The sequence below is a fragment of the Ensifer sp. KUDG1 genome (genome assembly GCF_050434285.1).
Taxonomy (GTDB): domain Bacteria; phylum Pseudomonadota; class Alphaproteobacteria; order Rhizobiales; family Rhizobiaceae; genus Ensifer.
This window is the reverse complement of sequence record NZ_JBNDIG010000004.1, coordinates 368,613-382,289: the sequence shown is the minus strand read 5'-3', so window position 1 is coordinate 382,289 and position 13,677 is coordinate 368,613. Positions and strand designations below refer to the sequence as shown.

11 protein-coding genes are annotated in these 13,677 nt (G+C 63.3%); 9 read left to right on the top strand and 2 right to left on the bottom strand.

Translation table 11 applies throughout. The annotated features are described in order from the left end of the window. Positions 1-3 precede the first annotated feature (3 nt). From M2267_RS14260 to M2267_RS14240, 5 genes are all read left to right on the top strand, one after another. The gene (locus M2267_RS14260; RefSeq protein ID WP_429115090.1) at positions 4-2,103 is read left to right on the top strand and encodes an ADP-ribosylglycohydrolase family protein; all 2,100 of its coding nucleotides are present in this window, start codon (positions 4-6) and stop codon (positions 2,101-2,103) included. A gap of 27 nt (positions 2,104-2,130) precedes the next feature. Next, complete coding sequence (locus M2267_RS14255; RefSeq protein WP_429115089.1) at positions 2,131-3,180, top strand: ABC transporter ATP-binding protein; 1,050 nt, start codon at positions 2,131-2,133, stop codon at positions 3,178-3,180. After that, entirely contained in the window at positions 3,177-4,394 is a 1,218-nt protein-coding gene (locus M2267_RS14250) for a CaiB/BaiF CoA transferase family protein (protein ID WP_429115088.1), read from the top strand. The genes M2267_RS14255 and M2267_RS14250 overlap by 4 nt, the downstream gene beginning before the upstream one ends. Continuing rightward, entirely contained in the window at positions 4,391-5,236 is an 846-nt protein-coding gene (locus tag M2267_RS14245; protein WP_429115087.1) for an HpcH/HpaI aldolase/citrate lyase family protein, read from the top strand. Before M2267_RS14250 ends, M2267_RS14245 begins: the two co-directional genes overlap by 4 nt. Before the next feature lie 204 nt (positions 5,237-5,440). Continuing rightward, positions 5,441-8,005: an SH3 domain-containing protein gene (locus tag M2267_RS14240; RefSeq protein ID WP_429115086.1), complete on the top strand. Its 2,565-nt coding sequence runs from the start codon at positions 5,441-5,443 to the stop codon at positions 8,003-8,005. A 188-nt stretch (positions 8,006-8,193) separates the two neighbouring features. Here the strand turns inward: M2267_RS14240 and M2267_RS14235 are convergent, their stop codons facing one another. Beyond that, entirely contained in the window at positions 8,194-9,384 is a 1,191-nt protein-coding gene (locus M2267_RS14235; RefSeq protein ID WP_429115085.1) for a DUF882 domain-containing protein, read from the bottom strand. Between the two features lie 408 nt (positions 9,385-9,792). Between M2267_RS14235 and M2267_RS14230 the strand changes: the two genes are divergently transcribed. Next, positions 9,793-10,125: a hypothetical protein gene (locus tag M2267_RS14230; protein ID WP_429115084.1), complete on the top strand. Its 333-nt coding sequence runs from the start codon at positions 9,793-9,795 to the stop codon at positions 10,123-10,125. An 82-nt stretch (positions 10,126-10,207) separates the two neighbouring features. On the opposite strand, the gene M2267_RS14225 is transcribed toward M2267_RS14230, so the two are convergent. Then, on the bottom strand, positions 10,208-10,330 hold the full coding sequence (locus tag M2267_RS14225) for a hypothetical protein (protein WP_256442717.1): 123 nt from the start codon (positions 10,328-10,330) through the stop codon (positions 10,208-10,210). A 262-nt stretch (positions 10,331-10,592) separates the two neighbouring features. Between M2267_RS14225 and M2267_RS14220 the strand changes: the two genes are divergently transcribed. The 3 genes from M2267_RS14220 to M2267_RS14210 all read left to right on the top strand — a co-directional run bounded on the left by M2267_RS14220 (position 10,593) and on the right by M2267_RS14210 (position 13,664). Further along, on the top strand, positions 10,593-11,264 hold the full coding sequence (locus tag M2267_RS14220; protein WP_429115083.1) for a response regulator transcription factor: 672 nt from the start codon (positions 10,593-10,595) through the stop codon (positions 11,262-11,264). Further along, entirely contained in the window at positions 11,264-12,604 is a 1,341-nt protein-coding gene (locus M2267_RS14215; protein ID WP_429115082.1) for a sensor histidine kinase, read from the top strand. Before M2267_RS14220 ends, M2267_RS14215 begins: the two co-directional genes overlap by 1 nt. A 154-nt stretch (positions 12,605-12,758) precedes the next feature. Further along, positions 12,759-13,664: a DUF3313 domain-containing protein gene (locus M2267_RS14210; protein WP_429115124.1), complete on the top strand. Its 906-nt coding sequence runs from the start codon at positions 12,759-12,761 to the stop codon at positions 13,662-13,664. The last annotated feature ends 13 nt before the right edge of the window (positions 13,665-13,677 follow it).

The following is a 13,677-nucleotide window of genomic DNA, read 5'->3' as shown; positions in this document are numbered from 1 at the left end:
CCGATGCTCAGCACCACAGAAATCTTCGAGCGTATCTATTCCGGCTTTATCGGCAAGGCGATCGGCGTGCGCTTGGGCGCACCCGTCGAGCCGACGATCTGGAGCTATGAACGCATCCGGGACACCTATGGCGAGGTGACGGAATATCTGCGCGATTTCAAGAATTTCGCTGCCGACGACGACACCAACGGCCCGGTCTATTTCATCCGGGCGCTGCGCGACTACGGCCTCGGCGCCACCGCCGAAGAGGTCGGCAAGACCTGGCTGAACTATGCAGCCGAAGAACACGGCATGTACTGGTGGGGCGGCTTCGGCAACTCGACCGAGCATACCGCCTATCAGAACCTGCGTGCCGGCATCCCGGCGCCGCAATCCGGCTCGATCGCCCAGAACGGCACGACGGTTGCCGAACAGATCGGCGGCCAGATCTTCATCGACAGCTGGGGCTGGGTGCATCCGGCCGACCCGAAGAAGGCGGCCGAAGCCTCGGCACTTGCGGCAAGTGTCGCCCATGACGGCGAGGGCCTGCATGGCGCCCGCTTCTGCGCTGCAGCCATCGCCCAGGCTTTTGTTGCCAAGAACATTGAGGACGTCATCGAGACGGGTCTCGCGACCATCCCAGCCGACTCGCTTTATGCCAAGGTTTCGCGCGCGGTGCTTCGCTTCCACGAGGCCAACCGGAACGACTGGCGCGCCTGCCGCGACATGCTGACGGCGGATTGGGGCTATGACCGCTATCCCGGCGTCTGCCACATCATTCCGAATGCCGGCGTTTTGATCATGAGCCTGATCTACGGCCAGGGCGACCTGCCGCGCACCGTCGAGATTGCGACGATGGCCGGCTGGGACACGGACTGCAACGCCGGCAATGCCGGTGCGATCGTCGGCACGCTGCAGCAGGTGCGACCGGGTTGGGACAAGTACCGCAAGCCGATCAACGACTTCGTCGTCGCTTCGGGCGTGACGGGTACAGTCAACGTCGTCGACATTCCCTCCTTTGCCCGCGAGTTGACTGTGCTGGCGTTGCGCCTGCAGGGGCGGGAAGCTCCAGCACTCTGGGTCGAGGATTTCGAGCGCCGCGGCGTTCGCTTCGATTTCAACGCACCCGGCGCCACCCATGGTTTCCGCACCGAGCCGTTCAACCAGATTGCCGTCAAGGCATCGGCGGAGCGTCATACGGACAATGCCAAGGGATCGCTGGAAATCCTGCTCGACCGCCTCGAGCGCGGGCATGGCGGACGCATTTTCTGGAAGCCCTTCTATCGCCGCTCCGACTTCGACGATGAGCGCTACCGCCCGATGTTCACGCCGCTTGCCGATGACGGCCAGACGGTGTCGTTCAAGCTCTGGCTCGACCCGTGGAACGGTGACGGCAACCTGCGCGTGGCGCCCTATGTCCGCCGCGCCATGAGCGGCACCATCCAGGAAACCGGCGCCTGGCACGTGCCGTCTGCGAGCGGCTGGCAGGACTACGCCTTCACCATCCCCGACGGCAATGGTGAGGCGGTCGACGAGGTCGGCATCCTGGTCGAGTATTTCGGCCGACTGAAGTTCCTCGGCCGGCTGTTCCTTGCGGACTTCTCCGTCTCCGGTAAGGGCCGCGCCGTCATCGACCCGGCGAAGGAAGCGCATGAATGGGGCGGCATCACCCGCTTCACCTGGAACCGCGGCCATTGGAGCCTGCAACAGGGTCGCATCCATGCCCATACGGCTACCGACGCGGACGCCTGGACGGGCAACGCCTATCTCCGCGACGTCAGCGTCAAGGCCGAGCTTCAGCCGCACTCAGGCGCTTCGCATCTGCTGGTGGCGCGGGCTCAGGGCACGAGCCGCTTTTATGCCGCCGGTTTTGAGAACGGCGAAGCCGTGATCCTGCTCGAAGACCACGGCACGAAAGTCCTCGCCCACGCCCCGTTCCGTATCGAATACGGCCGGAGCTATGCGATCGATCTCACGGTCGTTGGCGGCAAGCTGACGCTCACCATTGATGGCGAGCGGGTGCTTCAGGCTGATGATGCGACGCTACGCTACGGCATGGCTGGCCTTCGCATGGCGTCTGCCGGGCGCATGTCGATCGGCCGGCTCGAGGTTGCCGAGCGCTAACTGCGGGCGGAAAGAAAGGGAGGAAACATGTCCGAGATAGAGCTTAGAAGCGTCGGCAAGAGCTACGGCAGTGTTGCCGTGCTCAACGACATCTCGCTGGAAATGGGCGACGGTGAATTCGTCGTGCTCGTCGGCCCCTCGGGCTGCGGCAAGTCTACGCTGTTGCGCATGATCGCCGGGCTGGAGGATATTTCAGCCGGCGAGATCACCATCGGCGGCAAGGTCGTCAACGACATGCCGGCCAAGGAGCGCGACATCGCCATGGTCTTCCAGTCCTACGCGCTCTATCCGCACATGAAGGTCGCGGAGAACATGAGCTTCGCCTTGAAGCTCGCCGGCGCGCCGAAAGCGGAGATCGAGAAGCGGGTGACCCAGGCGGCCGAAATCCTCGGCCTGGAAAAGCTGCTCGACCGCCTGCCGCGCGAACTCTCCGGCGGCCAGCGTCAGCGTGTCGCGATGGGTCGCGCCATCGTGCGCGACCCGCGCGCCTTCCTCTTCGACGAACCTCTGTCGAACCTCGATGCCAAGCTGCGCGTGAAGATGCGCAGCGAAATCAAGAAGCTGCACCAGCGGCTGCGTCGGACGATGGTCTACGTCACCCATGACCAGACCGAGGCCATGACCATGGCCGACAAGATCGTGGTCATGAACGGCGGAAAGATCGAGCAGGCGGGCGCCCCGCTCGACCTCTACAACGATCCCGCCAACCTCTTCGTCGCCGGCTTCATCGGCTCGCCGGAGATCAACCTGATCGAGGCGATCTCCGAGGGTGAGACGGCCTTGACCCGGGATGGCGTCTCCTTGCCGCTCGGGCGAAAGGTGGAGGCGGGCAAGCGGGTCGTCTGCGGCATTCGCCCGCAACACATCACGCTTGGAACAACGGGCGTGCCGGGCCGCATCAGCCTGGTCGAGCCGACCGGCGAGGACCAGGAAATCGTCGTCGACATGGGCGGCCAGGATATCACGGTCGTCGTCCACGGCGGCAAGCTGCTTGCAGCCGGTCAGGACGTGACGCTGAAGATCGATGCAGACAAGGTTCTGCTCTTCGACAAGGACACCGGGGAGCGCCTTCGATGAGCGGATTTGCGAAGCGACAGTTCGATCCCGATGCCAAGGGACCGCTTGCAGGTACGAGGGTCCTTGATCTTTCCCGGCTCGTTGCCGGCAACATGCTGTCGTTGCAACTGGCCGATGCCGGCGCCGACGTCATCAAGATCGAGCCGCCGGCAGGCGATCCGCTCCGCGATTGGAAGGACGATGGCCACTCGCTCTATTGGAAGACCTATAGCCGCAACAAGCGCTCCGTCGTTCTGAACCTCCGGCAGGAGGCGGCGATGACGGCGCTCTGGGCGCTGATCGATACGGCCGACGTCTTCATCGAGAACTTCCGGCCGGGAACGCTTGAGCGTATGGGGCTTTCGCCGGAAGCGCTGCACGCGCGCAATCCCAACCTGATCATCGTGCGCATTTCCGGTTTCGGCCAGACCGGGCCTTACGCGCAGTTCCCAGGCTTTGGCACCATCATCGAAGGCATGAGCGGTTTTGCTTACCGCACCGGCTTTCCCGATCGCGAGCCCGTGCTGCCGCCGCTGGCGCTTGCCGACATGATCGCCGGTGTCTATGGCAGCTCGGCCACCGTGACCGCGCTGCTTGCGCGCGATCGCGGCTACGCAAAAGGGCAGGTTATCGACCTGTCGCTGCTGGAACCGATGTTCTCGGTGCTCGGGCCGGAGGCGGCGATCTATCAGACGACCGGCAAGATCAAGGAGCGCGTCGGCAGCGCCTCCAACACGGCCGCCCCACGCAACGTCTACCGCTGCCGCGACGGAAAGTATGTGGCACTGTCCGGATCGACACCCCAGGTCGCACGGCGGATCTTCGAGATCATCGGCCGCGCCGACATGAACCAGGACCCGCGCTTTGCCACCAATTCGGAGCGCGTCAAAAACCGCGACCTGGTCGACGAGGCCGTAGGCGGTTGGTTTGCCCGGCATGACCATGACGAGGCGCTGAAGATCATGCGCGACGCCGGTGCGACGGTCGGGCCGATCTACAATATTGCAGACGCCGCGTCCGACCCCCATTTCGCCGAGCGCGAAATCATCGTCGATGTCGAGGACGCCGAGTTCGGCAGCCTGCCGATGCACAACATCGTTCCGCGGCTTTCCGAGACGCCGGGTGTCTGGCGGAGGCCTGCACCAGCGCTTGGGGAGCACACGGCCGAAGTTCTGGCTGAGGCGGGACTGGATAGCGGCGCGATCGCGACGATTGTCCAAGGGGAGGCCGCGTGAGGCTTCGCTCCCTTCTCTACGTCCCGGCCTCGTCCGAGACGTTCATCGCCAAGGCGCACGAGCGCGGCGCGGATGCGATCATCCTCGACCTGGAGGATTCCGTCGCCCTGGAGCAGAAGCAGGCCGCTAGGGATGGGCTGAAGGACGCCGTGGCGCAGGTGGGACGCGGTGGCGCGACCGTCTTCGTCCGCATCAATTCGGCGCCGGAACTGCGGATGGCGGATGCAGAGGCCGCCTGCCTTGCCGGCGCCTTCGGCCTCTATGTCGCGAAAGCCCGGTCGCCGCAGGAGCTAGAGGATATTGCAGCGCATCTGGAGCCGATTGAGCAGCGGATCGGCCGGCCGCCGGTCGCCTTCGTGCCGCTCCTTGAGGATGCAGGCGCCGTTCTCGATGCGCGCGCGATTGCGCGCGTCAGCCGTGTGACCGGCCTTGCCGCTGGCGGCGAAGACATCGCGACCAGCATGGGCGCAGAACCCCTGCCAGACGTCTTGCGCCTTCCGAAACTGATGGTCCACCTTGCTGCCAAGGCGGAAGGAAAGCTCTCCTTCGGGATGCTTCTGACGGTTGCCGATTACAGGCGGCTAGATGCCTTGAAGGCAGCCGCTCGTGAGGCGAAGGCCCACGGATTTGACGGCGCGAGCTGTGTCCACCCGTCCGTGGTCCCAGTGCTGAACGAGGCCTACTCGCCGAGCCCAGAACGGATCGCCTGGGCAAAGACCGTGATCGACGCAGCGAAGACGGCTCAGGCAGACGGTCGTGGCGCCTTTGCGCTCAACGGCGTCATGGTCGATGCGCCGATCATCGAGCGCGCGCGTCATATTCTGCAACAGGCAGGTGGCTGAGTCCGGCCTGGCGGAAACGCAGCCGCGATCGTGTGGTCTGCTGTCTTGCGGTTGCACCTGTCGCCGAATGTGCAATGATCCTGAAATTGTACGACTTTAACCGGCTGAAAACGCGGGACGCCTTTGTCGTCACGGCCCGTTTTCAGTGGCACTCCGGCATGCAGGGATTTCGAACAGCTTAGACACCCAGAAGGGAATGTGATCATGCGTAGACTTCTTGCGTACCTGACGATCGCTTCGTTCTTCTCAACTTCAGCCTTTGCAGATCCTGCCATCCTGACTGCAATCGTGAACTTCAGGGTGGGGCCGGGAACCGGATTTGACGCGATGCGCGTGATCCCCCAGGGCGAGGAAGTCGACATCAAGGAATGCGATGCGGAAGCCTCCTGGTGCGCCGTGAGTTATGCCGGGGCAAACGGCTTCGTTGCCGGCAAGTATCTTAACCAGTCCGATGCCACCGCGCCGGCCTGGCCAAGGATGTTCACCACCGAAAAGGGCGCGACGATCACGCTCTTCCAGCCGCAGATCACGTCCTGGAAGGATTTCAAGGAGCTCGAAGCCCTTGTCGCCACCGAGCTCAAACCATCCGCCGACGCCAAGCCGATCTATGGCATCATCGGGCTTTCGGCCAAGACCGTGGCCGACGAGGCAACGGAAAACGTCACGCTGACGGATGTGCGCACCACGCGGCTCGATTTTTCCGCCCTGGACCGGCAGCAGCTTGCGGACCTTGCGCTCGACATCGGCAAGCTTGTCCCGACCGATCCGATCGTCGTGTCGCAGCAACGCCTGGCGGCAAGCCTTGCGGACTTCCAGCGCCTCGCCGATATCCCCGATATCAAGGCCGATCCGCCGCCGATCTTTGTCAGTGAAACGCCGGCCATCCTGGTGCAGACGGACGGAAAGCCGGTGACGGCGCCGGTCAAGGGTGTCGAGGGCCTCTCCTTCGTGGTCAACACGAACTGGGATCTCTTCAAGGTGGATCAGTCGGCAGACTACTATCTGCGGAGCGAAAAGAACTGGCTGACGTCGAAGGCCCTGGAGAGCGGCTGGGTTGCGGCGGCATCGGTGCCGGACGTCTTTTCCAAGCTGCCGGAGATCGACAACTGGAAAGGGGTAAAAGCTGCCCTTCCGCCCACGCCCTTCAGCGATAATCAGCTTCCGAAGGTCTTCTATTCGGAGAAGCCTGCGGAGCTTTTGATCTTTGAGGGAAAACCGGCCCTCGAACCGATCGCGGGTACGGGGCTGGATTGGGTATCCAACACGACCAGCTCGGTGTTTTTCCATCGGGCCAGCAAGACGTGGTACACGCTTCTGTCCGGACGGTGGTTTTCATCAACGTCGCTCGAAGGTCCCTGGACCTTTGCCACGCCTGATCTGCCAGATGATTTCGTGAACCTGCCCGACGACGCCTCCTACTCGGCCGTGCGCGCGTCGGTCCCCGGGACGTCGGAAAGCGCAATGGCGCGTCTGCGGGCGAGCATTCCGAAGCTCGCACGGGTTTCGACCGATGGATCGCTGAAGGTGGATGTGCACTACAATGGTGAGCCGAAGTTCGAGCCGATCGAAGGCACGTCGATGTTCTATGCCGTCAACGCCAACGAGCAAGTCATCAAGGTTGCGGACAAGTACTTCGTTCTGAAAGACGGTATCTGGTTCGTCGGTGATACGCCGACCGGGCCCTTTGCCGTTGCCCGCGCCGTTGCCGATGAGATCTACACGATCCCATCGTCGTCTTCGGTCTATAACGCGACCTATGTCCGCATCTACGACACGGAGCCGGATGCCATCTGGTACGGCTACACGCTCGGCTATCTCTATACCTACCTTGCCTGGGACACCGTCGTCTGGGGCTCGGGCTGGTATTATCCGCCCTATTGGGACTATTACGACGACGATTGGCCCTATTATCCGCCGCCGATCAGCTACGGGTTCGGCGCCTCATACAACCCAGCCTACGGTACGTTCGGGCGCTATGGCTACGCCTATGGCCCGGAAAGGGGTCTTGCCTTCGGCGCAGCTTATAACCCTGTCACGGGCACACGGTTCCGCGGCGGCGCGGTGGCGGGTCCCGGCGGCGAGCGCGGTTTCATTTCTGCCTACAATCCACGCACGGGCAACGCGATGGTCGCGCGGGGCGGGCAGAATGTCTACGGCTCGTGGGGCAGTGTAGCCGTCAAGCACGGTGGTGAGTTCGCGCGCATCAGCGGCGGATCGACCGGCAGTGCCGGCGGCCTGCGCTGGCGAAATTCGGAAGGCGACAAGGGCTTCATCGTCGGCAGCAAGGGCGGTGACGTCTATGCCGGCCGCGATGGCAGCGTCTATCGCCGTCAGGACGGCCAATGGCAGAAGCACACGCCGGATGGCTGGCAACCGGTTCAGCGGCCGAACGGGGAAAACCTGCGCAATGCCGCCCAAGGCGCGATATCCAACCGGCCCCAAGCCGCACAGCGTATCCAGAACCGGGCCGAGACGAGAACCACACCGCGCCGCAGTCCGCAGGTTCGCCAACGGGCGCCGGATCATCTGTCCTTCGATCGTGCCGGACGGCAATTCGGCAACCAGAACGAACTCAGCCGCAATTATGGGCGGCTCTATCAGGAGTCCGGCCGGAACTTCCAGAGCTTTGACCGTGGTGGCGGCGGCTACAGCGGTGGCGGTTTCCAGGGTGGCAACCGCGGCAGCTTCCACGGAGGAGGCGGGCGCGGCGGCGGCGCTGCCTTCCGCGGCGGCGGTGGCGGGCGTGGCGGCGGCGGTCGCGGTCGCTGAGGAAACACGGCCGTTCCGGCACGTTTTCCCGAGCGGCCGCGATAGGCGCGGCAATGGCGGGTGCGGGGTCGCGCCTGCTCAGGCGAAGAACAGCGGCGTGATCATCGGATCGTCTGCCGGTGTGGCGCAGGCTTGGTGGTACGGCGGACCCGACCATCGAGCCTTCAGCGCTGACAATCGGTCCGGTATCAGCCGTCCGACCAGAAGCGGTCCTTGTTGAAGCTCTTGTCTTCCTTGCCGGCCGGGGACGCGCGCTTCGGAACGCGCGGCGTATCGTCGGCGCTTGCCACCGAAAGCTCCAGGTTCGCCGGAAGGGCTAGCCGCTCCAGCTCCTTGGCCGGCGCCAGTGCCCATTTGAAGAGCGCGGCGTCGCGAATTGTCCATTCGGCTTTTGCAGACGCCGGGCCGGTGAGGCTGCTTTCGCCTGCAGCCGGATGGCGCATCATGCCCACGCCAAGCGCGACCTTGAACGACGAGGAGGGAACGAAAGCCGAGACGTTCGTGGGAAGCGCGCGCTCAGGCGTGGGGGTGGGCGTAACGGTTGCGGCGGTCGCCGTGGCGCGCAGAGTCGGCAGCGGGACGCTGATCGCCGCAAGGTCGAAGAACGGCGACTTTTCGGCTGCTTCCTTCCGCATGGTCTGAAGCTCGAGGGCTTCTTCTCCGCGGCTCTTGCGCGTCGGAAGCATCGCGGTCAGTAGTGTGTTGTCGGAGGTTTCTCTGCCTTTGACTTTTGCCGGACCGGCGCTGTTTGCAGCGACGATCGAGGTTGCCTTGACCCGTCGCTTGTAGTCGGCCATCGCCTGGTCATAACCTGGCAAAGCCCCGCCGCTGGCGGGAAGATGGAGGGTCTTTCCGTTCGGGAAGACGCGGGCGAGTTCCTGGCGCGACATCCGCGGCCACGCCCGCACGTTTCCGACGTCGAGATGCACGAAGGGAGATCCTGACGTGGGATAGTAGCCCACGCCGCCGACCTGCATCTGCATGGCGATTTCCCGCAGCCGGGTAAGCTTCACGCCCGGGATATAGAAATCCATCGCCTTACCCAGCATGTGCTGGCTGTTCTTGGCGACCCCGGTGCTGCGCGAGCGGCCGCGCAGCATGCTGTTGGTGGCCGGCGAACGGTAGGCCGAGACGACGTTGATGTAGTCCTTGCCGCCGGCGCGCTGATAGACCTCCCAGACGAGATCGAGGAGACGCGGGTCCATGCGGGCAGGCTCGTTCCGGCGCCAGTCGCGCAGGAAACGGTTGATCTGCGCCAGCCCCTTCTGGTCGTATTTGCCGTCCCGTTTGAAGGTGATCGTCGCGCGCTCGCCGGTGTGCGTGAAGAACAGCTTCAGCGAGCGGACTTCTGCCGACGCCGCCGTGCTGGTGAACGCCATGGCGGACGCTGCAAGGGCGGTGACTGCGGCCGCTCGTGCGGCCCACCGGGCGATACGCTTGACGCCTCTGACGACGGCAGGCGAGGCAGGTTCTGGATACGCAGTTACAGGATACTCAGACACAGCGGCTTCCGATTCAAACGAGGTACAATCCACCGGCGGTAACAACCGGCGGCTCGGCTCTTCAACGGAGATTATGGTCAACAAAGGATTAAGAAGCGGTTGATGCGATTGGACGTGTTTCCCGGTGACGCATTTTTGGGACGCCACCGGATTTCAGGGCCTCGGCTTGCCCATACCAGATCGGTCGCGTGAAGGTGTTGGGCCTTGTTTTCCGCAATCTATACATTAGTTACTATGAATGGATGAGTTGGTTGCACCGCGGTACTTGCATCGCCAAGGTGTCTCATGAAAAGCACGAAAGACGTCATTGCCGAACTGACCCGCGCCGCGCGCGATGTTCACATGCTGACGGAGGGCGAAAAACTCCGTCTTGTCTCCCGGGCCTATGTCACGATCAAGGAAGGTTGGGAGCTGCTCGGGCAGCCCAATCGCATCGTGGAGTCAGCCGAAACGATGGACGTCATCCGCGCCGGCGGCATGCCGGTGCATCTCTACGACGACGAGATGCGGGCAATCCTCCAGGAGGCCGTCAAGGTCATCAAGCAGATCGAAGCGGCGATGGAAGCCAAGAATGCTCCGGCACCCGCGTCCGGCGAAGATACCAGCCAAGAGCCGTGAACGAGCCCGAAGCAATTCGAGCGGCGACGTTCTAATTGGCGAGTTCGGTCAAATGGCCGTCGGGGATCTGATCCGTGGCGCGCTACATCGCAATTCGATTGGACGTGAGGATCAGAATAATCGCCGGGCCCGCCAGGAAGGCGGCGAGGAAAAGGGCCGACAGGAACGAGCGCAGGAGGAAGCGCAGCAGGGGTCTCCGGGTCATCGGGCGGCCCGATACGCATTCCGCCGATTGACCGTTTGCAATTCCGTTGCGGAAGCGCACTCCGCTTTTGACGCCGTCATGCTCCCTGTTCCTTTCCGGTTCGTTGAAGGCCGCGCCCCTTGTGCCGATCTTGCGAGGGCGGCTCGACGCGTTTGCTAGGTCCCAACAATTGCAGCAATGTTACGCTCGGCCGCCCCGTGGTTTCCGTAATGCTGCTGTAATTCTTGCCGCAGATTCGGAAGGCCGAAGCCATGGGGTGCCGATGCGGATATTGCTGATCGAAGACGAGAGGGAACTGGCGGCGGCGCTGGCTGTGGCGCTCAGCAAATATGGCATGGTCATCGACCATACGACCCATCTCGCCGACGCAGCCGAGCTTGCCCGTCAGAACGACTACGGCGCTATTCTTCTCGACCGCCGCTTGCCCGACGGCGAAGGGCTCAGCTTCATCCCGCAATTGCGCCGCATTGGCCAGGACGCGCCGATCATCGTCTTGACGGCGCGCAACGAGCCGATGGAGCGGGTTGAAGGCCTCGACATCGGGGCGGACGACTATCTCGGCAAGCCCTTTCTCGTCGAGGAACTGATGGCACGCCTGCGCGCCGTGCTGCGCCGTCCCGCGGCACTCGCTGAACTCGAGATCAAGGTCGGGCGCATGGCGCTCGATCCGCTGAACCTCACCGTGACCGTCGATGACGTGAAGCTCGACGTCCCGAGGCGCGAACTCTTCGTGCTCCAGGCGCTTGCGAGGCGCCGGGAGAAGACCGTTCTTCGCTCGACGCTCGAAGCTGCCGTCTACAACTACGAAGAAGAGATCCAGTCGAACGCGATCGACGCCCACATTTCAAGGCTGCGCAAGCGGCTGGCTGATGCTGGCGCCGGCGTCTCGATCCACAACATCCGTGGGGTCGGCTACCTCCTGAAGGAAGAGTGATGACGGGCCAGGCGGCAAGACGCAATCCATCGCTCTGGTGGCGGCTCAGCTGGCAGTTGAGCCTCGTGATCATCGCCGTCGTCGCCTCGGTGATCATTGGGCTCTGCATCTGGGCAGCCACGATCATGTCGCCGAACACGGCGATGGAAGGGACGGTCGTCTCGGTCGTGTCCGGTGCCGTAGGCCGGGGCAGCGATGGTGCAATGCAGCTTTCCGAGACCGACGATCTGGCGGCGCTCAAGGCACAAAACGGTGCCTTGTGGTTCGTGGTCGCCACCACCAGCGGTGCCTTCACCTCCTATGGGTCTGTTCCGCCCGCCTATGCCTCACTGCCCCAGGTAATCCATCTGTTCGACGAAGCCGATATCAGGGGAGCCGCAACCACCCGCGAGATTGCGACGATCGAAAACGCGAAGACACCGGCCGGCGAAGTGCGGATCCTGTTTGGCGGCGTGGCGGACAAGGGTTGGGGTGCCCTGGCTCTTTTGGCGAAGGCCTACCCGATCTACCTGTCTTTGATCGCCAGTGCGCTTCCGGCGATTTTTCTTGCTGTTCCCCATATCGTCGGTCGCGCGCTGGCGACGGTGAGCGAGGTTGCCGACGAAGCATCGCGGATCGATCCGCGCCGCCACGGGACGCGGCTGCCGCTCGCGGGTATCCCGAACGAGGTCGCCCCGGTTCTGGTCGCCTTTAACGGCGCACTTGAGCGCCTCGAAGACGAGGCCAGGAAGCGACGGCGCTTTCTGGTCGATGCGGCCCACGAACTGCGAACCCCCATTGCCATCATGCAGACGCGCATCGACGGCATGGCGGAGGGCCGGGAGCGAACGCGCCTGATGGACGACGTTGCCCGGCTCGCAGAAACGGCGGAGCAGCTTCTGGATTTCGAGCGCAACGACCAGGCGCTCGCTCTGGACGAGCCGATGGATCTGGTCGACATCGCCCGATCGGCTGTCGCCGATCTCGCCCCGATGGCGATCGCGGGAGGTTATCAGGTGTCATTCCACAGTGACGTGGAGACGCTTGCGCGAAAGGGCAACCCACCTGCCGTCTTGCGCGCGGTCAACAACCTCGTCCGAAACGCCATCGATCACGGCGGCAATGCCGGCCTGATTGCCGTCTCCGTCTCAAGAGATGGGCGCGTCGAGGTTTCCGACGAAGGACCTGGCATACCTGCCGAGCATCAAGAACTCGTTTTCGAGCCGTTTTACAGGGTTTCTCCCAAAGAAACGGGCGCGGGTCTTGGTTTGAGCCTGGTGAAACAGGTGGTTTCCAACCACGGGGGCCGCGTCAGCCTCACGAGTTCAGCGAACGGAACCAAGGTTGCCGTCCACCTCTGATCGGCGACAGGCTTCCACACTGTGTCAGCGTCACCCTTGCGCCCAGGCCTTTCGTCATGACAGCTTTTCCGGTGACAGCTCGAACCAGCTTGTAATTCTGTAGCAATTGTCCATCCCCAAGGTCGCCGTTGCATGTCAACGGAGATCATGGAACGTGCTAAAACAATATTTTATTCAATCTCTTAATAGGGTTTCTTCAGCACTCGTCCCGGCCCGCGCGGTGGGCCTGGCAGGACTACTCTCGGTGGCCCTGGCCGGATGCCAATCGGTTCCATTGAAGGAAGCGGGGACGCTGACCTCCTATAGCAAGCTCGGCCCGTCGAAAGGCATGGTGGCGAAGAAACGCCTCTACGTCGACGGACAACGCCTGGCCGGCGTAAGAACCATCCGCATCGCGCCGACGATGTTTTCCTCTGCCGCCGCCTCCAAGATCAAGTCCGGTGCCGATCGAGATCTGGTCTCGAACGCTCTCGACCGGGCGCTCTGCGTCGCGCTCAGCGACAGATATCAGATGGTTTCCGCCGATCAGCCTGCTGATCTGACGGTTCGCTCCGTGGTCGCCGATATTGTTCCGACAGACAAGGCGCTCGCAGGGGTTTCGACGGCCGTGACCGTTGGCACCGGGTTCGTGCTCCCCGTCAGCGCGCCGCGATTGCCTGTAGGCCTCGGGGGCCTGGCCGTCGAGGCCGAAGCTGTCGATGCCGGTGGCGCGCAAATCGCTGCGATGCTTTGGGCGAGGGGGGCGAATTCGATCCTCGACAAGCCCCGTGTTTCCGAAGTCGGCGACGCCTATAGCTTTGCGACGAAATTCGCCAACGAATTTTCGCAGGTGCTGATTTCCGGCAAGGAACCGAAGGCCTTGGATATCTCGCTGCCAACCCGGCAGCGCGTGCAGTCCTGGTTGGGTGGCAAACCCAAATATGCCGCCTGCGATGCCTTCGGCCGGGCGCCGGGCCTTGTCGGCGCGATCGCAGCCAAATATGGCGCACCGCCTCAATGGACCGACAAGAAGCCGAAAGCCGGGGCGGAACAGGCGCTCAAGCCTCACATTGCCCGGTAGCTTGCCGTCGGCG

Coding starts and splice junctions, on each gene's coding strand:
- M2267_RS14260 (WP_429115090.1), top strand. CDS start 4: ATGCTCAGCACCACAGAAATCTTCGAGCGTATCTATTCCGGCTTTATC.
- M2267_RS14255 (WP_429115089.1), top strand. CDS start 2,131: ATGTCCGAGATAGAGCTTAGAAGCGTCGGCAAGAGCTACGGCAGTGTT.
- M2267_RS14250 (WP_429115088.1), top strand. CDS start 3,177: ATGAGCGGATTTGCGAAGCGACAGTTCGATCCCGATGCCAAGGGACCG.
- M2267_RS14240 (WP_429115086.1), top strand. CDS start 5,441: ATGCGTAGACTTCTTGCGTACCTGACGATCGCTTCGTTCTTCTCAACT.
- M2267_RS14235 (WP_429115085.1), bottom strand. CDS start 9,384: ATGGCGTTCACCAGCACGGCGGCGTCGGCAGAAGTCCGCTCGCTGAAG.
- M2267_RS14230 (WP_429115084.1), top strand. CDS start 9,793: ATGAAAAGCACGAAAGACGTCATTGCCGAACTGACCCGCGCCGCGCGC.
- M2267_RS14225 (WP_256442717.1), bottom strand. CDS start 10,330: ATGACCCGGAGACCCCTGCTGCGCTTCCTCCTGCGCTCGTTCCTGTCG.
- M2267_RS14220 (WP_429115083.1), top strand. CDS start 10,593: ATGCGGATATTGCTGATCGAAGACGAGAGGGAACTGGCGGCGGCGCTG.
- M2267_RS14215 (WP_429115082.1), top strand. CDS start 11,264: ATGACGGGCCAGGCGGCAAGACGCAATCCATCGCTCTGGTGGCGGCTC.